The organism is Actinomadura rugatobispora, from assembly GCF_055379765.1.
The window spans coordinates 6,299,111-6,321,524 of sequence record NZ_AP029191.1 but is presented as its reverse complement, the minus strand read 5'-3'; the positions used below and the strand labels follow the sequence as shown (position 1 = coordinate 6,321,524).

Below are 22,414 nucleotides of genomic sequence, written 5' to 3'. Positions count from 1 at the left end.
CCGCCACCGATCAGCGCAACCGGGAGAACCGTGTCACCGCTTCTCAGCGTCGTCGTCCCGTTCTACAACGTCGAGGCCTACCTGGAGGCCTGCCTCGACTCGCTGCAGCAGCAGACGCTGCGCGACATCGAGGTCATCATGGTCGACGACGGCTCTCCCGACGGCAGTACGGCGATCGCCAAGGAGTTCGCGCAGAAGGACGAGCGGTTCCGGCTCGTCCAGCAGCGGAACCAGGGCCTCGGCCCGGCCCGCAACACCGGGGCGCGGGAGGCGACCGGCGCCTTCCTGGCGTTCATGGACTCCGACGACATCGTGCCCCGCTACACCTACGAGCTGATGGTGGGGTCGCTCAAGGAGACCGGCTCCGACCTGGCGTGCGGCGGCGTTCGGCGGCTGACCTCGGCGGGCCCGCGCAACTCCCCGATGCACACCGAGATCTTCAAGGTCACCGAGAAGAGCACGCACATCACCCGGCGGCCCGACCTGCTCGGCGACCGCACCGCCTGGAACAAGGTGTTCCGGCGCGAGTTCTTCGAGGCGGGCGGGTTCGCCTTCCCGCCCGGCCTGTACGAGGACGCCCCGGTGACGATCCCGGCGCACTACCTGGCCTCCTCCGTGGACGTGCTGTCCGACATCGTCTACTACTGGCGGGAGCGCGAGGGCGAGTCGCAGTCGATCACGCAGCGCCGTACCGAGCCGGGCAACCTGGAGGACCGGGTCCGCACCACCCAGGCCGTCACCGCGTTCCTGCGCGAGCGGTCCCCCAAGCTGTGGCGCGAGCAGCTGTTCTCGGTGGTGTCCGGGGAGCTGCCGCTGTACATCGACGTGGCGGGCGAGGGCGGCCCCGAGTACCAGGAGCGGCTGCGCGCCCAGGTCGACGAGGTGCTGGCCGGGGCCGACGACGCCATGATGGGCGACCTGACCGCGCTCAAGCGGCTCAAGTACCACTTCATCCGGAACGGGATGATCGAGGAGCTGCTGGAGCTGATCAACTACCAGCAGGCCCGGATCTTCACCGCCGACGTCACCCGGGTGGACGGCCGCTGGTACGCCGCCTACCCCTACTTCCGCGACCCCTCCCGCCGCGTGCCCGACGCGCTGTACGACGTCACCGACGAGCTGCGGCAGAAGCTGCAGGGCCGGGCCGACGCGGCGCACTGGGAGAACGGCCGGCTGCGCGTCTCCGGGCACGCCTACATCGCGCGGATCCCGATGACCGACCCCACGCAGGACCCGGAGGCGTGCCGGCTGCGCGTGTGGCTCCAGCACGCCCGCAACGGCACGGTCGTGGAGCTGCCGGTGAAGCGGGCCCGCCGCCCGGACGTGTCCGCCGACGCCAAGCGGGCCGCCGCCGACTACGACTGGTCCGGCTTCGAGGTGGAGATCGACCCGGCCGACCTCAAGGTGAGCCGCTACCGGTTCATGCGGGTGAGCAAGTACCGCGTGCTGCGCGCGCTGCGCTCGGCCAACTGGGAGCTGCACGCCGAGGTCACCGCGCCGGGCGGGCTGAAGGTCTCCGGCCCGCTGGGCGGGCCGCGGCGCAGCGACGAGAAGTGGGCCAACGCCTGGGAGGCCGCCTCCGACGTGTGGATCCGCCCGGTGACGACCGCGAGCGACCACTACGTCGTCCAGGTCAAGCAGCTCACCGCCCACGTCACCAAGGCGGAGGCGGAGGACGGGCAGCTGGTGCTGCGCGGCTGGATCGCCGACGCGGGCGCCACCTCCGGCCAGGTCGTGCTGGCCCGGCGGCAGGGCATGGGCAAGGCCAAGCTGCCGGCAGAGCTCGACGGCAAGGGCGGCTTCACCGCCCGGATCCCGATGGACGTGCTCGTCTCCCACGCCACCGACAACGCCGCCACCCTGCACACCTGGGTGACCGAGGGCCTGGACTGGGACGCCTCCCTGAAGCTGTCGGGGCAGTCCAAGGCCGTGCGGCTGACCATCCACGACGACGTGGAGGTGCGGCACTCGCTGGGCTCGGACGAGATCGTGGTGACCCGCACCAAGTTCGGCAACCTGCGGATCGTCGAGCGTCCGCGCCGGCCGGCGGTGACCCGCGCCGAGTGGACCGCCGACGGCCGGCTGCTGCTGACCGGCGAGATGGCGGGCACCGCCGACGGCGGCGCCCACCTGCCGGACCGCCTCAAGGCGAAGCTGCGCAACGGCGGCGACACCTACGACTTCCCGGTGACCTGGGACGGCCGCACGTTCACCTGCGAGGTGGCGCCCGCCCGGGTGCCGCGGTTCGGCGAGCGGCTGCCGCTGTCCACCGGGCAGTGGGGGTTCTTCGCGCCGATGGAGGAGGGCGACGTCGCGGTGGCGATCTCCCGGTCCTCGGTCGCGGACCTGCCCGCCCCGCGCGTGGTGGGGCTGCACGAGTTCAAGCTGTCGACGTTCCAGGCCGACTCGCTGCGGCTGGAGTCGCGTCCCGCGCAGGACGACGAGGAGCGCGGCGTCTACGGCCTCAAGCGGCTCGCGCTGCGCGACCACCCCGCCTACCTGGCCGAGCCGCTGCGCGAGGTGGCGCTGTTCGAGAGCTTCCGCGGCCGGCAGTACTCCGACAGCCCCCGGGCGATCTTCGAGGAGCTGGCGCGGCGGCGGCCCGATCTGGAGTGCGTCTGGATCACCAAGGACGGCCAGTTCGAGCCGCCCGAGGGCGTCCGCTCCGTCCTGTACGGCAGCCGCGAGCACTTCAGGACCGTCGCCCAGGCGAGGTTCCTGGTCGGCAACGACCCGATGCCCGAGTGGATGCGCAAGCGCGAGGGCCAGTTCTACGTGCAGACCTGGCACGGCACGCCGCTCAAGCGGATCGGCTACGACATCGAGCGGCCGCAGTTCAAGAACGCGCAGGACTACCTGCGCCGGTTCAGCGCGGACGTGGCCCAGTGGGACGTGCTGGTGTCCCCCAACCCGTTCAGCACCCCGATCATGCAGCGGGCGTTCCGGTACGACGGGGAGGTCCTGGAGTCCGGCTACCCCCGCAACGACCTGCTCGCCCGCGGCGACGACGCGCGCGCCGCCCGGGTCCGGTCGCTGCTGGGCATCGCCGACGGCAAGCGGGTCGTGCTGTACGCGCCGACCTGGCGGGACGACCAAGCCAAGGCCGGCGGCTACCAGATGGAGCTGCAACTCGACCTGGCCGCGGCCCGCGAATCCCTGGGCGAGGACCACGTGCTGCTGGTCCGCGGCCACTTCAACCTCGGCGGCGGGGTCGAGGGCACCGACGGCGAGTTCGCCATCGACGTCAGCCGCTACCCCGACATCGCCGACCTCTACCTCATCGCCGACGTCATGATCACCGACTATTCGTCGGTGATGTTCGACTTCGCCGTCACCGGCCGCCCCCAGCTGTTCTTCACCTACGACCTGGAGCGCTACCGCGACCAGCTCCGCGGCTTCTACTTCGACTTCGAGATCGAGGCGCCCGGCCCGCTGTGCCGGACCTCACCCGAGCTGATCGAGGCCATCCTCGACGCGGACCCGGTCGCCGCCGCCTACGCCGACCGCTACCAGGCGTTCCGCGCGAAGTTCTGCGCGTGGGACGACGGCGGAGCGGCCGCCCGCGTGGTGGACCGCATGCTCGCCCACGTTACGAGTCGGCGACTTTCGGGAGGCCGAAGCCCGGACAGCCGATAACATCGATGCGGCCGCCGGGGGTCCTCCGGCCGGGGCATGGCATGCCGAAGCGGGCGAGTGCCGGCCGACAAACCCAATTTCGAGGTTCGCGCGAATCCGCGCCGGGGAAGCCTCTTCGCAATGAAAGGACAGCTCTCCATGGCGAACTTCACGCTCGAGGACGTTCGGCAACGGACGTACAAGGCGCGTGACGCATGGTGGACGGTGATGCTGGTCGATCCGCTCGCCGCCCGGCTGGTCCGCTTCACGGCCAACCGCACCAACGTGACGCCCAACCAGCTCACCGTCGGGGCCCTGATCCTGGGCCTGGGCGCGGGCGCCTGCTTCGCGGTGGCGACCTGGCCGTACCTGCTGCTCGGCGCGCTGCTGTACCACCTGTCGTTCACGCTCGACTGCATGGACGGCAAGATCGCCCGGCTGAAGGGCACCGGCTCGGTCTTCGGCGCCTGGCTGGACTACATCTTCGACCGGGTGCGGGTGCTGGCCTGCGCGATCGCGCTGATGGGCGGGCAGTACGCCGCCACCGGCAACGTCGCCTACGTCTGGACCGCGGTGGCCGTGGTGTTCCTGGACATGCTCCGCTACATGGACGCCCTGGAGATCTACAAGGTCCGCTCGCAGATGCGCAACAAGCTGCAGGCCACGCGGGCGCAGGCACAGGAGCTGGAGCTCGCGGTCCGCCGCGCCGGGAACGGTCCCGACGGCGAGGTCGGCGAGGACCTGCGCTCGGCGGAGGGCGCGCTGCGTCCCGACCCCGAGGCCGACATGGAGGACCAGGTCGTCGGCGACCACCCCAACGTCGCGCTGCAGGCCGAGTTCAACCAGCGCTTCCCGTGGTACGCCCGGATCCGCAACGCGCTGCTGCGCGGCCGGATCCGCCCGCACCTGATCAGCGGGATCGAGTTCCAGATGGGCGTGTTCATCGTGGCGCCGGTGGCGGCCGCGGTGGTCTCCGGCGCGATCATCCCGGTGACCGTGCTGTCGGGCGTCGGGATGATGGCCTTCGAGCTCGTCATCATCTACAAGTTCTGGCTGTCCAGCCGGGACTACAGCCGCAGCCTGGCCAAGCTGGAGCGGAAGATCGCCGGCTACCGGGAGCAGCTGCCCGCCGAGCACGAGCAGCGCCAGGCCACCGTCGGCAGCGCCGGCTGAATCGGCTGAGTCTTCTCCCGGCCGCCCGTTAGGAGCGCCTGGACAGGACGCGGCGCAGCCGGGTCACCACGGCTCCGCCCACCTGCACCGACAGGTTCCCGGACGAGGTCCGGAACGGTCGCGGCCCCCGCCGTCCGGCGGGGGCCGCGGCGTCTCCGGACCCCAGCGGGATCCGGAACTCGCCCTTCGCCCCGTCCACCGCGACCTCGTAGGAGGCGTCCCAGGCGCCCCTGCGCGCGCCGCGCAGGTCCAGCTCGGCGGAGACGTCCACACCGCCGGGCACGGCCGCGGCCACGGCCTCCGCCGCCCGCACCTCGCCGGACTCGCGGTGCCGCAGCAGCACCCGCACGCCCACCCGGTCGCCCGCGCCGCCGGGCAGCGCGGTGGTCAGCGTCGCGGCGATCCGCAGCGTCCCGGACGGCCCGGCCGACACCGCGGCGGGCGTGGCCGGGGCCGCCCCCGCCTTCTTCCCGCCCACGTGCAGGGCCAGCGCGCCGACGCTCTTGGTGAGGTAGGGCGCCACGACCGGCCGCCCGCCGCGCACGGCGGTGATCCGCGCGCCCGGCGGCTCGACGCCGTCCGCGGCGACCAGCCGGCCCTCGCCGGCCACCCGGTCCTGGACGCGGATCACGGCGTGCGCGTCCCAGCGGCCGGGGGCGAGCGGGGTCGCGGCGAAGTCGATCTCGGCGATCAGCGCGTCGTCCGCGGGTACGGGGCGGAACGGGACGCGGTGCTCCTCGCCGCCCTCGCGCCGCCGCAGCAGCAGCTCGGACCGGTGGCCGCCGGCGGCGCCCTCGACCGCGCCCGCGCGGTGCAGGACGGCCAGCCGGCCGTCCCGCCACTCCGCGCCGGTCAGGGTGCGCCGCGACGACAGCGGGCTGCTGGTCAGGAAGACCTCGTCGGGGATGCCGAGCGCCTCGTCCCGGAAGCCGGGGTAGGCGGCGAACGCGCGCTCGCCGTCCACCACGAGCTGCGGCTCCTCCCCGGCGTGCACGCGGGCCGCCTCGTCCACCAGGTCGTCCAGGCCGTGCCGGAGGGCGTGGGCGAGCAGCCGGTTGTACGGGTTGAGCCGCTCCAGGATCTCCGGGGTGGCCCAGCGCTCCACCAGCTCGCGGGCCCCGTCCCGGGTCGCGCGCCGCTCGTCCGGACCGAACCCCTGGTAGCGCTGGTCGAAGCGGGAGAAGACCTCCACCCCGAAGTGGCGGCGCATCAGCCGGTCGCGGGCCGGGCCCGGGCCGGTCCGCTCGGCCACGAACGCCATCAGCCGCCGGATCTCCGGGAAGTAGTCCGCCGCCGGGGCGCCGCCGCGCTGGAGGGCGCTGCTGCCGTCGTCCCGGTCGACCCAGTAGTAGCAGTCGTAGTCGGACAGCACCGACACGCCCTTGGCCTCGAAGTAGGCGCGCACGGCGAAGAACTGGTCCTCGCCGGACAGCACGTTCTCCGGGAAGCGGATCCGGTGCCGTTCGAGCAGGCTGCGCCGGTAGAGCTTGAGCGCGGTGATGCTGCCGTAGAGGTTGGGCACCTCGTCGTGGATGGTGGTGAACTCCACCGTCTCGCGGAACAGGTAGGGGTTCACCTTGCGGCCGATGCCGACGTACTTGGGGACGACGACGTCGGTCTCGTTCCGGTCGGCCATCGCGCAGCAGCGCTCCAGCGCCTCGGGGCCGAGGTAGTCGTCGGCGTCCAGGAAGAAGACGTACTCGCCCGCCGCCCGCTCGATGCCCGCGTTGCGCGGGCGTCCGGGCCCGCCCGAGGGCGGCTGGTGGACGACGGTGAACCCGGACCGCCCCACGGCGAGCCGGTCCAGCTCCTCACCGCTGCCGTCGGTGGACCCGTCGTCGACCGCGATGATCTCGATCCGCCCGGCGGGCATCGTCTGGTCGAAGACCGACCGGAACGTGCGCTCCAACGTCGACCGGCAGTCGTGCACGGGCACGATGACACTGACCTTCGGCGTCCCCATGAGCTCCATTCCCCGTCGTATCAGACGAACATGGCCTCTCCGACATCCCCTGCCCTGGCCGCCGGGCGTTATCCGTCACTGTGGCACGCATGACGGGCTTGGGGTGATGAAACAGAGACGTCCGTAGACGGGGGAAAGTTCACAGCGGAAGAGTGATTTTAGAGACTGATGCTCTTCGCTCCCTTATCGGCTGCATCCCTTACGCCATCGGGCTTCCCGGGCTCCTGAGGTTCGTCTGAATTGCCGGATTCGGGGGGCTCGGCGGCGGGGCGGCGCGTGCGCGCGGCGCCCGGGATCAGCGCCAGCGCGGCCGCCAGGCACGCGAACGGCACCGCCGGCGGCAGGTAGCGGTAGTCGAAGTCCGCGGTGGCCGCCGGGATCACCACCAGCGCCGCCCCCATCGACCAGGGCAGCAGCACCGCGGCACCCCACCGCGACCGCGGCCGCAGCCGGATCAGCACCCCGGCCAGCCCGACCACCAGCAGGCCCGCCAGCATCGGCCCGGGCGTGAACCAGCGGTCGTGGTACGCGCGGATCCACGCCGCGCGGGGCTCCACGACGGTGGCGCGGCCGTGCGCCCCGTACGCCTCGGCCAGCAGCTGCTGCTCGTCCGACCACGCCTCCCCCACCGGGAAGCGGGTGTTCTCCTCGGTCCACGGCGTCGGATAGGGCTCCCGGCCCGTCTCGAACGCGCGGAGCGTGTCGCGCACGATCACGCCCACGAAGTCGCCGAACTGCTTCTTGATGGCCAGGTCGGCGAACTCCCCGGCCTTCTCGTTGCCCTCGTCGCCGTAGATGCCGCCCGGGATGTAGACGAACGGCGAGTCCTGCGTCCACAGGGCCCGGAAGGCCGGCGCGATCCGCGGGTCGGACGGCGGCTTCGGGCACATCACGACCAGCTCGGGCGGCGGGTCCAGCTTGGCGCAGTCGGCGAAGTCGACCGTGCGGCCGTACAGCCAGACGTTGTCGGCCTTGGTGATGGCGAAGCCGCCCCAGTGCTCCTCGAACCAGTTCATGTACGCGACGAACGGCACCGCGAACGTCACCACCGCCGCGGCCACCGAGGCGATCGTCCGCCGCCACCCGGACCAGCGCAGCACCAGGGCCAGCACGATCAGCGCCAGCATCGGCAGCCCGGTCAGCCGGGTCAGCGCGGCGAAGGAGGTCAGCAGCCCGGCCAGGGCGCCCGCCCACCACGGCGTCCGCTCGCCCCACAGCACCACGGTCACGGCGGCGACCAGCAGGAACGTGAACAGGCTGTCGGCGAGCAGCATGTGCTCGGCGTGGATCAGGTTCGCGTCGTACAGCACCGGCACCGACGCCGGCGCGGCGAGCAGGCCCGGCAGCCAGATCCGGCGCGGCCAGGCGCGGCGCGCCATCCGCCACACCAGGGCGTACACCATGACCCCGGTGGCCACGCCCAGCACGGCCTGCGCCAGCACCACCGCCTGGAAGTCCTCGAACGGCCGGAGGCCCGCGAGGAAGACCGAGTAGCCGCTGGGCCGCCCGATGTGGGGACGGAACTTGTTCGCCGCGTCGAGGTAGCCGAACGAGTCGCCGCCCCACAGCAGCGCCGGGTAGCCGCGGGCGGCGGCGACCCGGACCGCGACGGCCCCGGCCAGCACCGCCGCGAACAGCAGGTGGGCGACCGTCCACCGCCCCGCCGCACGTCCGATGGATCGGTACAAAGAAGGCAGCGGCCGGGGTTTCACAGCGGAGAGCCTATCGAGATCATCCGCGTTCACGGGGCTGGAGCGAGTACCCCGTTCGCACCGGGTTGCCCCTTTTCCCGCGAGGCCCCGGGCTCGGGCCGCGCTACCGGCCGGAGGGCGTGAGCGCCCCGGCCAGGAGGTCGGTCCACTGGCGGCAGACCTCGTCCAGCGCGTACTGCCCGCGGACCTGCTGCTGGGCGAGCAGCCGCTCGGCCTCCCACCGGCCCTCGCGCACCGTCGCGGCGATCGAGGCGGCCATCGCGGACGCGTCCTGGTGGATCCAGCGCCGGTCGTAGATCGTGTCCGCCCCCGGCCACCCCAGCAGCACCGGGACGGCGCCCGACGCCATGCCCTCGGCCGGGGCCAGGTGGAAGCTCTCGTCGTCGCTGGTGGACAGCACGAACCCGATGCGGCGCAGCCAGGCCGCCACGTCCCGCCCGTAGGAGTCGAACACCACCCCGCCCGCCAGCAGCGGCGAGCGGCGGATCCGGCGGAAGACCTGCTCGTAGTGGGCGCGCTCGTCCTCCCGCTGCCAGATCCACCAGTACTCCCACGGCAGCTTCGACTTGACGAAGAGCGTGAAGCGGGGATCCTCGCGGCGCAGCTCCTCCAGCGCGTCCAGCGCCAGGTCGAGCCGCTTGCGGGACGGCGCGATGCCGATCATGCCGAGGTGGTGCTCGGCCCCGGCCAGCTTGTGCCGGTCGAGCTGGAGGTCGTCCACCCAGTTGGGCACCACGACGACCTTGTCGGCGGGCCAGCCGGTGGTCTCGCGGGTGAGGTCGGCGTAGTGCGGGCTGACGCAGACGACCTGGTCGACGGCGCTGATGTCGAGGTGGCGCGGCCAGGCGGCGTACAGCTCGAACCGGTGCAGCCGGACGACCAGGCGCTGGCCGGGCCGCTTGTGCGCGGCGTACCAGAGGGCGTTGGGCCCGCACCACTCGCAGACGACGACGTCGGCCCACTCGACGAGCTCCTGGCTGCGCTCGGGGTCGTGCACCTTGAGCGCGGCCCAGTGGTCGACGCGGACCTCCATGTCGGGCCGCGACTTCAGGTAGTCCAGGAGCCGGGTGAAGAACTTCAGGTCGTGCCCCGCCACCCCGATCCGCAGCTTGCGCGGGCCCTCCACCGCGGGCGCCGGAGGCGTGGCGGCGGCGGGCGCCTGCGGGTTGGCGGGCGCCGTGGCCTCGTGGACGAGCACGTCCCCCTCCACCGCGGGACGCTGCGGCGCCGCCAGGGCCGCCACCCGTGCCGCCGCCAGGACCAGCTTGGACGGCTCCGGGAACGTCTGCCCCAGGTAGGTGCGCAGCCGTTCGGCGGCGGCGTCGAGGGTGAAGTCGCTCGCGGCCTGCCGGCAGCGTTGCACGGCGAGCGTGAAGACGTCGGGGTTCTTCCCGATGAGGGTGAGGGCGTCCACGACATCGGCCTCGGACGCGGCGAACAGCGGGTAGTCCTCACCGAACAGCCGCTCGTGCATCGGAGTGCGGTTGAGGACGACCGGCACGCCCAGCGTCCCGCACTCCAGCACCTTCGTGGACAGCTCCAGGCTGGCGTCCATCTCCGGGTGCCGCCAGGACAGGCCGACGTCGCAGGCCGCGGTGAGCCGCATCGCCTCCGCGCGCGGGTGCCCGCCGTGCCAGATCACGCCCTGGCCGCCTTCCAGCGCGGACCGCATCCGCTCCGAGTAGCCCGGGTCCTTCGGGTCGTCGTGGACCTTGTCGCCGACCATGTGCAGCTCGGCGTCCACGCCGCGCTGCGCGAGCAGCCGCGGCAGCCCGGCCATCTCGTAGGTGTTCCAGCGCGGCGCGAACTTGCCCGTGTAGACCAGCCGCAGCGCCCGGCCCTCCGGCGCGCCGCCCTCCCGCCCGGTCATGCCGTCCGGCAGCACCACCACGGGCGGGAACAGCACGCTCTTGCCCGCCGTCGCGGGCACCGCGCTCTCCAGGAAGCCGCGCAGCTCCTCGGTCTGGCACAGCAGCACCCGCGAGGCGTCCGCGATGCGCCGCAGCTCGCCCTTGGCCGAGCCGGTGAACTCCCCGGCCGACTGCGGGACGTCGGTGAGGTAGGTCCACAGCCGCCCGGCCAGCGACCCGGCCGACAGCTTCCCGGCCAGCCGCCGGCCGCGCACCACGACCAGGTCGAACGGGTCGGCGGCGTCGATCGAGGACAGCACGGCCGCGGCCTGCTTGGGCTGCATCGACGCCTCGCCCTCGACCAGGCCCTCGGCGTGCGGGCTGAGCACGGTGACCCCCGGCAGCGCCCGCAGCGGGTCGACCAGCCGGCCGGTCCGCACGGGCGCCTTGAGCACCAGGGTCACCTCGCAGCCGGCCCGGGCCGCGGCCTGCACCATCCCCTGGGCCCAGATCGCCGAACCGTCGATCAGGTTGAGGTCGACGTCGCCGTAGACGAGGGCGCGTGGTCGCACGGAAGGTCCTTTCACGGGTACTGCACAGGTCATGCCGGCGAGTCGCGCCGGTCGGTCGTGACGGTCAGGGGGCCGGGGCCGGGCTCGCGGCGGCCGGCGCCGCGGCCTCGGCGAGCTGGGCGAACGCGGTGGCCCGGACGTCCCAGCCGAGGGCGGCCAGGGTCGGCGGCGGAGTCTCGCCCCACAGGACGAGCGGCACGCCGCGCTCCCGGGCGAGCCTGCGCACCTCGTCCAGCGCGCGGTCGCGGTCGTACATGCCGGGGACGCCGAGGTAGGCCCACGGGCCGCCGGGCTCCCCCGCCGCCGCGTCCACGACCAGCAGGTCGACGTCGGCGGTGTCGAGCGCGATCGCGGCGTCGTGCGGGTAGAGCGCGACCACCTTGGCCTGCCCGCCCAGGTCGGCGGCGGCCTCGCGGCCCAGCACCCCGGCGATGACCAGGCCCTCGTACGGCTGCGAGACCAGCAGCCGGTCCTCGGGCCGGTCGACGTGGTCGAGCTGGAGCCGGTCGCTCTCCCGCACGGTCGGCGCGACCGACGGGATGTTGCGCTTCTTCCACAGCCGGTACAGCTCGCGGGGCAGCTTCACGCCGCGCCGCCGCGGGTTGCGCGCCGCGCCCGCGACCAGCCGCCCGAACTGGACGGTGGTCGAGGTCTCCAGCGCGATGATGCGGCGCTCCAGCTCCTGGACGCGGCCCTCGCGCTCGCGCAGCGCCGCCCGCAGCCGGGCCGCCTGACGGTTGGCCTTAGCGGCCGCTGCGGCGCTGGGCTGGGCGGCGCCCTGCCCTCCGTTGGTCGGATCAGTCACCAAGGAACTCCATGACTACTTCTGCGATGCGCGGTCCGGCGTGGCCGTCCCACAGCGGCGGCTTGCGGCTGGTGGCGGCGTGTCCCGCGTCCAGGGCCTTGCGGGTCTGGGGGACCAGGTCCTCGAAGGTGACGAGGCGGTTGGTGCCGTGGGTGATGGTGATCGGCCGCTCGGTGTTGGGCCGAACCGTCAGGCACGGCACGCCCAGGATGGTGGTCTCCTCCTGGAGCCCGCCCGAGTCGGTCACGACCGCGGCCGCGCCCCGGACCGCGGCGATGAAGTCGATGTAGCCCAGGGGCTCCAGGACGTGCACGCCGGGGTGGTCGTCCAGGCCGGCGGCCAGCAGGGTGGCGCGGCCGCGGGGGTGCACCGGGATGACGACCTCGGCCAGGTCGGCGACCCCGTGCAGGTGCTCGACCAGCGCCGCTGCCGTCTCGGGGGAGTCGACGTTGGCGGGGCGGTGCAGGGTGGCCAGCACGTACCGGCCGGGCAGGGCGTGCTCGGCGCGGACCTTGGCGGTGTCGAAGGCGTCCAGGTTCTTCAGCAGGGTGTCGATCATCGGGTTGCCCACGAAGTGCGACCGCTGGACGCCGATGCCCTCGGCGGCCAGGTGGCCGATCGCCTCGGGGCTGGTGACCAGGCACAGGTCCGACAGCTGGTCGGTCAGGCGCCGGTTGACCTCCTCGGGCATGGTCATGTCGAAGCTGCGCAGCCCGGCCTCCACATGCGCGACCGGGATGTGCAGCTTGGCCGCGACCAGCGCGGCGGCGATCGTCGAGTTCACGTCGCCGTACACGATGACGAGCGCGGGTGAACGACTCGTGAACTCCTGCTCAAGCCCGGTCATGAGTGCGGCCGTCTGCGCGGCATGACTGCCCGACCCCACGCCGAGGTTCACGTCCGGCTCGGGCAGCCCCAGCTCGCGGAAGAAGATCTCCGACATCCGCTCGTCGTAGTGCTGGCCGGTGTGGACGACCGCCTGCCCGACCCCTCCGGCCCGCAGCGCCTCGATGACCGGAGCCGCCTTCACGAAGTTCGGACGTGCTCCCAGAACGTGCACGATGGACGCCAACACAATTTCCCTTCTGTTCATCGGGGTTGCCTACGCTCGCCCGCCGTGCTCAAAAGAACCGTCTACCTGCTGGGACTGACCTGGCGGCAGCTCCGCGACGACCCGGGCCGCGCTCCCCGCCTGGCCGTACGCCTGCTCGCCCGCGCCGTCCCCGGCCGCCCGGGGGCGAAACTGCGCAACTCCCCCCTGGCGGTCCCCCGCCCCCGCGACCCCGCCCGCGAGTCCGGAGACCTCAAAGCCCTGCTCGCCGCCGCCGCCCGTCCCGAGAAGCCCTCCGCAGGCCGAACGGCGGCCGAGCACAGCGGCCGGGGCGGTGCTCCCGTTCTGCAGTTCGTGACCAACGCGCTGCCGCTGACGAACGCGGGGTACACGGTGCGAACGCATCGGATCGCGCTGGCGCTGCGGGAGCTGGGGTACGCGCCGGAGGTGGTGACCCGGCTCGGTTACCCGCTCAGCCAGGGCCTGGGCGACTCGCGGGCGCGGGTGGAGGTGGACGGCGTCCCCTACCACCGGCTGCTGCCCTGGCTGCCCGCCCGGAACCCGGTGCGCGACATCGCCAAGAGCGCCGACCTGGCGGGGCGGCTGGTCAAGGAGGTGCGGCCGCGCGCGCTGCACGCGGTGAGCAACCACCTGAACGCGGCGGTGGCGCTGGAACTGGGCCGCCGTCACGGGCTTCCGGTGGTGTACGAGGTCCGCGGCTTCCTGGAGGACTCCTGGCTGTCCCGCGATCCCGCGCACCGGGAGAGCGACGACTTCTACCGGCTGACCCGTGAGCTGGAGACCCGCCGGATGTCCGAGGCGGACGCGGTGGTCACGCTGGGCGAGGCGATGCGCGCGGAGATCGCGGGACGCGGCGTCGACCCGTCCAAGATCATGACCGTGCCGAACGCGGTGGAGGACGCCTTCCTGGAACCGCTGCCGGACGCCGCCGGGCTGCGCGCCGAGCTGGGCCTGCAGGAGGGGACGCCCGTGGTCGGGCTGACCTCCTCGTTCTACGGCTACGAGGGGATCGACACGCTGATCGACGCCGCCGCCCGGCTGCGCGCGGCGGGCAGCCCGGTCACGTTGCTGCTGGTCGGCGACGGTCCCGAGCTGGGCGCGCTGATGCGGCGCGCCGCCGGGCACGGGCTGCCGGTGGACGACCGCCGCGCGGGCGCCGGCGAGGCCCGCGCCGGCACGGCCGGCGGGCACGACGCCAGGGTCGTGTTCACCGGGCGGGTGCCGATGCGGTCGGTTCGTCAGTACCACGCGCTCCTCGATGTGTTCGCGGTGCCCCGGCGGGCGGACCGGGTCTGCCAATTGGTGACGCCCCTCAAGCCGATCGAGGCGATGGCAGGAGGAATCCCAGTAATAGCAAGTGATGTCAATGCTCTGCGCGAAATCGTCGAACCGGGCGTGACCGGGACGTTAACACTTCCCGAAGATGCGGAAGCTTGGGCGAATTCCCTGGCCGAGCTGATTTACGCTCCCGACAGGTGCCGGAAAATCGGACAGGCGGCGCGGGAATGGGTCAGGGCGGAACGCACCTGGCGGGCCGTCGCCGCCCGTTACCGGGACGCCTACCGCTAGCGGGACGCCCGCTCGGCGGCCTGCGCGAGGGGCCTGAGGCAAGGCCGCGTCCCGGGTACGGCGCCGCATCGACATCCTGAAGCACGGTGCCGCTCAAGGCGTCGTGATACTCGTGAAGGGAGCCACCGGGTGGATCTGGTGGTCATCGGGCTCGGTTACGTCGGGCTGCCGCTGGTACGGGAGGCCGCCCAGGCCGGACTGCGGGTGGGCGGCCTGGACCGCGACCCCCGCGTCGTCGACGGGCTGAAAGCCGGGCGCTCGCACATCGACGACGTGGACGACGCCCAGGTGAGCGACATGCTCACCGCGGGCTTCACCCCCACCCTGGACGAGGCGGTCCTGGACGACGCCCGCTCCATCGTCATCTGCGTCCCCACCCCACTGTCGGAGGAGGGCGGCCCCGACCTGGCCGCCGTGCGCGGCGCCGCCACCACCATCGCCGCCCACCTGCGACCCGGCACCCTGGTCGTCCTGGAATCGACCACCTACCCCGGCACCACCGACGAAGTCCTGCGCCCCCTCCTGGAAGAAGGCTCCGGCCTCAAGGCCGGCACCGACTTCCACCTGGCCTTCTCACCCGAGCGCATCGACCCCGGCAACCCCGTCTACGGCGTCGCCAACACCCCCAAGATCGTCGGCGGCCTCACCGAGGCCTGCGCCACCGCCGCCGCCGCCCTCTACGGCAAATTCGTCGACCAGGTCGTCCAGGCCAAAGGCACCCGCGAGGCGGAGATGGCCAAACTCCTGGAGAACACCTACCGCCACGTCAACATCGCCCTGGTCAACGAGATGGCCGTCTTCTGCCACGAACTCGGCATCGACCTGTGGGACGCCATCGACTGCGCCGCCACCAAACCCTTCGGATTCCAAGCCTTCCGCCCCGGACCCGGCGTCGGCGGCCACTGCATCCCCATCGACCCCAACTACCTCTCCTACAAGGTCCGCTCCCTGGGCTACCCCTTCCGCTTCGTCGAACTCGCCCAAGAGATCAACGACCGCATGCCCCGCTACATCGTGGAGCGCGCCCAGCAACTCCTCAACAACCAAGGCCGCGCCCTCAAAGACGCCAACGTCCTCCTCCTCGGCGTCACCTACAAAGCCGACATCGCCGACCAACGCGAATCCCCCGCCCGCCCCATCGCCCGCCGCCTCACCCGCCTGGGCGCCCACCTCACCTACCACGACCCCTACGTCACCACCTGGCACGTCGACGACACCCCCATCCCCACCGCAGGCACCGACCTGCCCGCCGCACTCGAAGCCGCCGACCTGGTCATCGTGCTGGCCGACCACTCGGCGTACGACGCCGAGACGCTGGCGCGGCACTCGCGGCTGCTGTTCGACACCAGGGGGCGGACGAGGGCGTCCCGGGGCGAGACCGTCGAACTCCTGTGACGCGACCCGCGACACGCGATCCCGGTCAGCCGACATCCGCAGCGGAGCGAGGAATGTCGGCTGAGCCGTTGCCGGGGGGTCTGGGGGGTCGTCCCCCCAGAGTGACGCCGACCGGCGCCGTGCACCGTCCGGACAGGCGGGATTCATCTGCAATTTCCACAGCGCGCACAGAATCCAGCTCGGGAGATTTTCGGCACCCATCCGGAGTGAGTGGAATGCGGGTCTGCGTTTGCACGGTCGTGCACCACCCCGAGGATGCCCGGATTCTGCACCGGCAGATCCGGTCATTGCTCGACGCGGGCCATGAGGTCACTTACATCGCGCCTTTCCGCGCGTGCAATGTGACCCCTTGGCGGGAGATCAGCCCGGTGGACGTGCCCCGGGCCACGGGCCGGCGGCGGCTGCGCGCGCTGCGCGCCGCGCACCGGGTGCTGGTCGAGCACTCCGCGTACGCGGACGTGGTGCTGCTGCACGATCCCGAACTGCTGGTCGGGCTGCCCCGCTCGGTGCGGCGCCGCACGGTCGTGTGGGACGTGCACGAGGACACCGCCGCCGCGCTCACCGCCAAGGGCTGGGTGCCCGGCCCGGCGCGGCCGGTGCTGCGGCCGCTGGTGCGGCGGCTGGAGTCGCGCACCGAGCGGCGGCACCGGCTGCTGCTCGCCGAGGAGGGCTACCGCGAGCGGTTCCGCCTGGAGCACCCGGTGGTGCCCAACACCACCTACGTCTCCGAGGAGCCCCCGCGCCTGCCGGACGACAACCGGATCGTCTACGTCGGGCACCTGTCGATCGCCCGCGGCGCCCTGGACATGATCGAGATGGCTCGGCTGCTGGCGCCCGAGGGCGTCATGGTGGAGCTGATCGGCGCCGCCGACGCCCCGGTCCGGGTCGCGCTGCGCGAGGCGCAGCGCGAGGGGGTGCTGCGCTGGTACGGGTTCGTGCCCAACGACCGGGCGCTGCGGATCACCGAGGGCGCCACGGCGGGCCTGGCGCTGCTGCACGACGAGCCGAACTACCGGCACTCGATGCCCACCAAGGTCGTGGAGTACATGGCCCGCGGGATCCCGGTGATCACCACGCCCAACCCGCCCGCGGTGCAGATCGTGGAGCCGGCCGAGAGCGGGCTGGTGGTGCCGTTCGGCGACCCGGCCGCGGCGGCGGACGCGGTGCGCAAGCTGCGCGCCGACGCTGAGCTCCGCAACGACCTGGCCCGGAACGGCTACAAGACGGCCCTGGCGCACTACCACTGGCCGGTGCACGCCGCGCGGTTCGTGGCGCAGCTGGAGGCCTGGGCGGGCCGCTCGGCGGTGCGGATCGACGAGCCGCGGGTGGGCGAACCCCTGATGGACGACCCGCTGATCGACCGCGCCGCCGCCGAGGGCACGTACTGAGACCTCGGTCCCACGTACTGAGACCTCGGTCCGGGGTCTAGCGCGTGTGCGGCAGGCGGCCGGCGATGGCGCGGGCCAGCCGGGTCGCCGCGCCCGGCGGCTGCGTGGCGTCGACCATCACGATGTAGCGGTCGACCCGCAGCGCGATCGTCCCGGCCGTCGGGCCGATCTCGTACGCCTCGTCGCCGCCGATGTCGGTGCGGCGGCGCGTCTGCGACTGGGTGGCCTGCAGCGTCTGGAGCAGCGCGGACGCGGTCGGGGCGCTGGGCGCCACCCACTTCACCGTCACCGTCAGGCCGCGCTTGCCCCACCCCGTCTCCCGCCCGTCCGGGCTCGCCGTGCGCCGGGGGCTCGCCGACGTCCGCGGCTTCGCCGAGCCGGAGTCGCCCGGCCGCCCCCGCTCGGACGGCACCGGCCCCCCGGTCCCGGGCGATCCGCTCGCCGACGGGACGGGCGACCCCGGGGACGCGGACGGGACGGTGTCCCCGGGCAGGTCGCGGTCCCGCTCGTCCGGGTCGGCCGGGCCGGGCTGCTCGATCAGGTCCGCGCCCTCGATCTCGTACGTGCAGGTCACCGGGCGCGGCAGCCGGACGTCGCCGAATCCGGCGCGTCCCGGCTTGGTCGTGTACTCGCCGTCCAGATGGGCGTCGGCCAGGTCGGGGGCCTTCAGCAGGCCGCACGCGTCCGGCCAGTCGGCCTCGGCGACCCCGCCCAGCTCGGCGGGGCCCGGACCGGCGAAGCCGCCGCGCAGCGCCACCAGCCGGGCCGAGCCGGTCGGCCTGGGCGCCGCCTCCGGGACGGCCGCGTACAGCAGGCCCCCGGCCGCCGCCAGCCACGGCCGCGCCCCGCTCAGCGCCGGGTCCATCGCGAACGGCGCCGGCACGGTCGTCGCGGTGCCGTCGGCGGGGTCCAGGACGTCGACCCCGGCGGGCAGCAGCCGCTCGTCGAGCCTGGGCCGCAGCGCGTAGACGCGCCCGCCCGCCTCGGCGACGGCGGCGTATCCGGGGACGTCGCGGGTCCACTGCGAGCGGCCGGAGGAGACCTCGACCGACTCCAGCCGCCCCCGGTCGCGCCCGGCTCCGGCGCTCCCGGCCGGGCCCGCGTCCGCGCCCCGGTTCCGGTCCGCGTGCCGGCGGCGCTCCTCGCGGCCGCCGCCGGGCCGGTACGCCACGATCAGCCGGCCCCGCACGACCACGGCCGGGCACATGGCGTCGCCGCAGACCTCGTCGCCGTTCCAGACCCCGATCTGGGCGCCGTCCTCGTCGTAGGCGCGCAGCGCGGTGCCGTCGAACGCGAGCGTCGCGCCGTCGAGCACCCGCACCTCGGGCGACTCCTGGGAGCCGAGCGAGCGGATCCAGCGGACCCGGCCGCCGGACGGCTCGACCGCCACCAGCCGGCTGCGGCCCTCGCAGTCGAGGGCGAGGACGGACAGCTCCTCCACGCCGTCGGAGGCGTGCGAGGCGTCCTCGAACAGGCGGCATCCGGGGGGGCAGCTCCCGCGTCCACCGCTTGCCGCCGTCGTCGGCGGAGCGGCCGTACAGGGTCCGGCGCTCCTCGTCGGTGGTCAGCACCACGCCGGACCCGCCGGGCCAGCGCAGCGTCGTGCGGGTCGCCGCGGCGGGCCGCTCGGCGCCGGCCCGGCGCCACATCACTCCGCCCGACAGAGCGTCGAAGCCCACCGTCTGCCGCTCGCCGCGGTGGCCGGTGCGCTCGAAGTAGCCGACCAGCCGGGACCGGGTGGTCGACCAGCCGAGCAGCGTCCAGCCGGTGCGGCGGTAGCTCCAGCGCTCGGTGCCGGTGCGGGCGTCGCGGACCTCAAGGCCGCGGCCCGAGGCGGTCACGACCTGGCCCTGCGCGAGCTCGTGGGCGACGCTGCCGTGCCCGGCGAGCGTGCCGCGCCGCACCTGCGCCGACCGCTGCCAGCTGACCGCCAGCGGGCCGGGCGGCGGGCCGAGCGCGGCCTGCGGCGCGACCGGCGCGGCGGTGACGCTGTGCCGGACCTGCCACCATTCGGCCTGCAGCACGAAACGGCCGGCCATCACGGCGACGACGGTGACGACCAGCACGCCGGAGAGCACTCCCAGCGCCAGCCGTCCCCTGCCGGACGCCCCGGTTCCCTCCCGGGGCGGCCGTCTGCCGCCCACCACGTCCCGGCCGCCTCCCTCCCGTTCCATCCCGTACCTTGCTCAGCGAACGACTCCCACCATGCCCTGTGCCGGGCGCCCGCGCGACACGGCCGGACCAGAACGGAGCATCCCGTGGACGACATCTTCATCACCTGGCGGACCTGGCCCGAGGCGCGCGCCGCCCTGGAGTCGGACGGGACCCTCGATCCGCCCGCGCTGGAGCGGCTGGACCGGGCCGCCGCCGCGGCCCTGCGCTGGCACGGCGACCAGAAGCGGCCCACCGGCGTCCCCTACATGGAGCACCTGGTGGAGGCGCTGGAGGCGATGGTACGCGGGGCGGGCGAGACCGACCCCGAGGTGCTGTCGGCGCTGCTGCTGCACGACACCGTCGAGGACACCGGCGCGACGGTCGCGGAGGTGGAGGAGGAGTTCGGCCCCCGGGTGGCCGAGCTGGTGGACTGGGTCACCAAGCCTCCCACGGACGGCATGGGACGGCAGGCCAAGCGCGCGGCCAAGGCGGCGTACCTGCGGCGGCTGCGGGACGCCCCGCCCGAGGCGGTCGCGGTGAAGCTGGCCGACCGGGTGAGCAACGTCCAGCGCCTGGACCAGATGCCGCCCGACTTCCAGCGCCGCTACTACGCCGAGACGATCACCTACGTCCTCCCGCTCGCCGAGGGGCACCCGTGGTTCGCGTCGTGGTACGCCGCCTGGCGGGAGCGCTTCGCCCACCTCCGCTGACGGCCGGGCGCCCGATTCCGTCGGCATCCGATACTTTGAGCCCCTCGATACCGGAGGAGACGGGCGCGGACGGGGCGGCCGCCGGGGGCCGGAGGGACACGCCCAGTGCAGGAAGACAGGCAAGGCGAGGGGCTCCCGGCGGGGACGCGCCCCCTCGGCACCGGAGATCCCGCCGCCATCGGCCCGTACCCGCTGCTGGGGATGCTCGGGCAGGGCGGCATGGGCGCCGTGTACCTCGGGACGGACCGGGACGGACGGCAGGTCGCGATCAAGGTGATCCGGCCCGAGCTGGCCGCCGACGAGACCTACCTGGCCCGCTTCCACGACGAGGTGCGGCACGCCCGGCAGGTCGCCTCCTTCTGCACGGCCGCGGTGCTCGACCACGGCGAGGACGGCGGCCGTCCCTACCTGGTCACCGAGTACGTCGAGGGCGCCCCGCTCTCCGAGCACATCAGGCGGCACGGGGCGCTGCCGTCCGGCACCCTGCACGGCGTCGCGGTGGGCGTGGCGGCGGCGCTGACGGCCATCCACTCGGTGGGGCTGGTGCACCGCGACCTCAAGCCGGCGAACGTGGTGCTGTCCATCTCGGGTCCCCGGGTGATCGACTTCGGGATCGCGCGGGGCGTCGGGGAGCGGTCGGGGCACACCCGTTCCGGTTCCGTCGTCGGGTCGCCCGGCTGGATCTCGCCGGAGCAGGTGCGGACGGGCGAGGTCTCCCCCGCCGGGGACGTGTTCGCGTGGGGCTGCCTGGTGGCGTTCGCGGGAACGGGGCGGCACCCGTTCGGCGGCGCCGATGAGCGTTCGGCCGGCGACCCGCTGGTGATGGCCTACCGGGCGCAGCAGCACCTGTACGACCTCGGCGACCTCGCCGACCCGCTGCGGACGCTGGTCTCCAGGGCGCTGGCGCCCGAGCCGGTGATGCGGCCCACGGCCCAGCAGCTCCTGCTGGCCCTGGTGGGCGGCTCACCGGCCGCCGCGCAGCCGGGCGGCGGGCCCGCGGGAGGCGCGGACCCCGCGGGAGCGCGGCCAGGGACGGGACGCGTGGGCGCCGTCTCCGTCGGCCCCATCGGCCCCCGCAGCTCCGGCGGCCCCGGCGGCGCGGGCGGCGCAGGTGGACCGGGCTGGCCGGAAGGTCCGGAAGGTCCGGGCGGGCAGGACGCGGACCCGCCACCGTTCGACATCCTTGCGGCGGCCAGTCACTCCGTCGACGCCAACTGGCGTCTGGAGGACCTGCCGCTGTGGACGCCCCCGTCCGAGCCGCTGCCGCCGCCCCCGCCCGCGCCGCCGGTCGACCCGAAGGTCCTCCGGCGCGTCCGGATCAACCTCTGGGTGCGGCGCGCGGTCACGTTCCTGGTCCTGGCCGCGGCGGCGATCGGCGGCCTGGCCTACTACCAGGACAGGAACGAGCCGGTCACGGCGGAGTTCGGCAGGCCCGCCAAGGACGGCGACCTGTCGTTCGAGGCGAAGGCGCCGGAGTGCGGCGTCAAGGTGAAGGGCGTCACGGCCCGGGACGGCAAGCTGTGCCAGGTCCGGTTCACCGTGACCAACACGAGCGTCTCCGCCCAGGTGCTGGACCCCGCGAGCCAGCGGCTGCTGGACGCCTCGGAGAACGAGCACGGCGCGGTCATGCTGTTCCGGGGGACGCCGGGGCCGAAGACGAAGGTGAGCGTCCAGTCCCTGCAGAGCGCCGACTCGTTCACGGGGGTGCTGCTGTACGACGTGCCGCCTGGGTTCGTCCCGCGCGCGCTGGAGCTGCACGCGAGCGGTTCCAGCAAGGGCGTCCGCCTGTCCCTGTGATCGTGGTCCCCGTGATCGTGTCCCTGTGATCCCGGCCCTGTTGTGACCCAACGGTCATGCGGCAGGATTCCGGCATGGAACGCGAATGGGTGGCCGAGGAGAGCGTCGTCGTGCGGGCGCGGCCCGAGGCCGTGTACGCGGCGGTGGCCGACCCGCGCCGGATGACCCGCTGGAGCCCGGAGCTGTTCGCGGTCTGGATCCGCCGGCGCCGCCCGGTCGCCGCCGACGGCGCCTCCGGGCCGGGGGCGCCGGGCTTCGGGCCCGGCACCACGTTCACCGGTTTCAACCGGATCGGCTGGCGGGTGTGGTTCACCGACGCGCGCGTGACCGCCGCCGTCCCGGCCGAGAACTTCGCCTTCCGGGTCTCGAGCTTCCGGGTGCCGGTCGCGCTGTGGGGCTACCGCGTGGAGGACATCGGCGACGGCTCGACCCGCCTCACCGAGTACTGGCGCGACCTGCGCCGCGACGAGCGCGGCGCCCGCTTCGTCTCGCTGCTGGGGCGGGTGTTCACCGGGGTGCCCGCCGAGCGCCGCGCCGAGCTCAACCGGCAGGGCATGCGGGCCACGCTGGAGCGCGTGCGGACGGCCGTCGAGGGGGACCGGGAGGGCCCGGCGGACCCCGGGGCGTGACAGCAAAATA

General features: G+C 73.6%; 14 protein-coding genes. 8 read left to right on the top strand and 6 right to left on the bottom strand.

Features of this window, described 5'->3' with window-relative positions; all coding sequences use genetic code 11:
* The first annotated feature begins 30 nt into the window (after positions 1 to 30).
* Together ACZ466_RS28350 and ACZ466_RS28345 are read left to right on the top strand one after the other, a co-directional pair.
* Complete coding sequence (locus tag ACZ466_RS28350) at positions 31 to 3,636, top strand: bifunctional glycosyltransferase/CDP-glycerol:glycerophosphate glycerophosphotransferase (protein ID WP_378293039.1); 3,606 nt, start codon at positions 31 to 33, stop codon at positions 3,634 to 3,636.
* A gap of 138 nt (positions 3,637 to 3,774) precedes the next feature.
* The gene (locus ACZ466_RS28345; protein WP_378293037.1) at positions 3,775 to 4,788 is read left to right on the top strand and encodes a CDP-alcohol phosphatidyltransferase family protein; all 1,014 of its coding nucleotides are present in this window, start codon (positions 3,775 to 3,777) and stop codon (positions 4,786 to 4,788) included.
* Positions 4,789 to 4,816: 28 nt separating this feature from the next.
* On the opposite strand, the gene ACZ466_RS28340 is transcribed toward ACZ466_RS28345, so the two are convergent.
* The 5 genes from ACZ466_RS28340 to wecB form a co-directional block, all read right to left on the bottom strand.
* The gene (locus ACZ466_RS28340) at positions 4,817 to 6,751 is read right to left on the bottom strand and encodes a glycosyltransferase family 2 protein (RefSeq protein WP_378293035.1); all 1,935 of its coding nucleotides are present in this window, start codon (positions 6,749 to 6,751) and stop codon (positions 4,817 to 4,819) included.
* A gap of 158 nt (positions 6,752 to 6,909) precedes the next feature.
* Entirely contained in the window at positions 6,910 to 8,439 is a 1,530-nt protein-coding gene (locus ACZ466_RS28335; RefSeq protein WP_464041722.1) for a glycosyltransferase 87 family protein, read from the bottom strand.
* Between the two features lie 127 nt (positions 8,440 to 8,566).
* On the bottom strand, positions 8,567 to 10,918 hold the full coding sequence (locus tag ACZ466_RS28330; RefSeq protein ID WP_378293031.1) for a glycosyltransferase: 2,352 nt from the start codon (positions 10,916 to 10,918) through the stop codon (positions 8,567 to 8,569).
* A gap of 31 nt (positions 10,919 to 10,949) precedes the next feature.
* Entirely contained in the window at positions 10,950 to 11,690 is a 741-nt protein-coding gene (locus ACZ466_RS28325; protein WP_378293029.1) for a hypothetical protein, read from the bottom strand.
* Positions 11,683 to 12,783: a non-hydrolyzing UDP-N-acetylglucosamine 2-epimerase gene (wecB, locus tag ACZ466_RS28320; protein WP_464041721.1), complete on the bottom strand. Its 1,101-nt coding sequence runs from the start codon at positions 12,781 to 12,783 to the stop codon at positions 11,683 to 11,685. Before wecB ends, ACZ466_RS28325 begins: the two co-directional genes overlap by 8 nt.
* A gap of 24 nt (positions 12,784 to 12,807) precedes the next feature.
* Here wecB and ACZ466_RS28315 point away from each other — a divergent pair, with 24 nt between their 5' ends.
* The 3 genes from ACZ466_RS28315 (at position 12,808) to ACZ466_RS28305 (ending at position 17,114) form a co-directional block, all read left to right on the top strand.
* On the top strand, positions 12,808 to 14,331 hold the full coding sequence (locus tag ACZ466_RS28315) for a glycosyltransferase family 4 protein (protein ID WP_378293538.1): 1,524 nt from the start codon (positions 12,808 to 12,810) through the stop codon (positions 14,329 to 14,331).
* Between the two features lie 129 nt (positions 14,332 to 14,460).
* Positions 14,461 to 15,726 carry a nucleotide sugar dehydrogenase gene (locus ACZ466_RS28310; RefSeq protein ID WP_464041720.1) on the top strand — a complete coding sequence of 422 codons (1,266 nt, stop codon included), beginning with the start codon at positions 14,461 to 14,463 and terminating at the stop codon, positions 15,724 to 15,726.
* Between the two features lie 215 nt (positions 15,727 to 15,941).
* The gene (locus ACZ466_RS28305) at positions 15,942 to 17,114 is read left to right on the top strand and encodes a glycosyltransferase family 4 protein (RefSeq protein WP_378290155.1); all 1,173 of its coding nucleotides are present in this window, start codon (positions 15,942 to 15,944) and stop codon (positions 17,112 to 17,114) included.
* A gap of 37 nt (positions 17,115 to 17,151) precedes the next feature.
* On the opposite strand, the gene ACZ466_RS28300 is transcribed toward ACZ466_RS28305, so the two are convergent.
* Positions 17,152 to 18,555 (bottom strand): hypothetical protein, encoded by a 1,404-nt coding sequence (locus ACZ466_RS28300; RefSeq protein ID WP_464041719.1) that lies wholly within the window; start codon positions 18,553 to 18,555, stop codon positions 17,152 to 17,154.
* An 817-nt stretch (positions 18,556 to 19,372) separates the two neighbouring features.
* Here ACZ466_RS28300 and ACZ466_RS28295 point away from each other — a divergent pair.
* The 3 genes from ACZ466_RS28295 to ACZ466_RS28285 all read left to right on the top strand — a co-directional run bounded on the left by ACZ466_RS28295 (position 19,373) and on the right by ACZ466_RS28285 (position 22,404).
* Positions 19,373 to 19,978 (top strand): HD domain-containing protein, encoded by a 606-nt coding sequence (locus ACZ466_RS28295; protein WP_378290159.1) that lies wholly within the window; start codon positions 19,373 to 19,375, stop codon positions 19,976 to 19,978.
* Between the two features lie 105 nt (positions 19,979 to 20,083).
* Positions 20,084 to 21,775: a serine/threonine-protein kinase gene (locus ACZ466_RS28290; protein WP_378290161.1), complete on the top strand. Its 1,692-nt coding sequence runs from the start codon at positions 20,084 to 20,086 to the stop codon at positions 21,773 to 21,775.
* A gap of 74 nt (positions 21,776 to 21,849) precedes the next feature.
* Positions 21,850 to 22,404 (top strand): SRPBCC family protein, encoded by a 555-nt coding sequence (locus tag ACZ466_RS28285; protein WP_378290163.1) that lies wholly within the window; start codon positions 21,850 to 21,852, stop codon positions 22,402 to 22,404.
* Positions 22,405 to 22,414 lie beyond the last annotated feature (10 nt).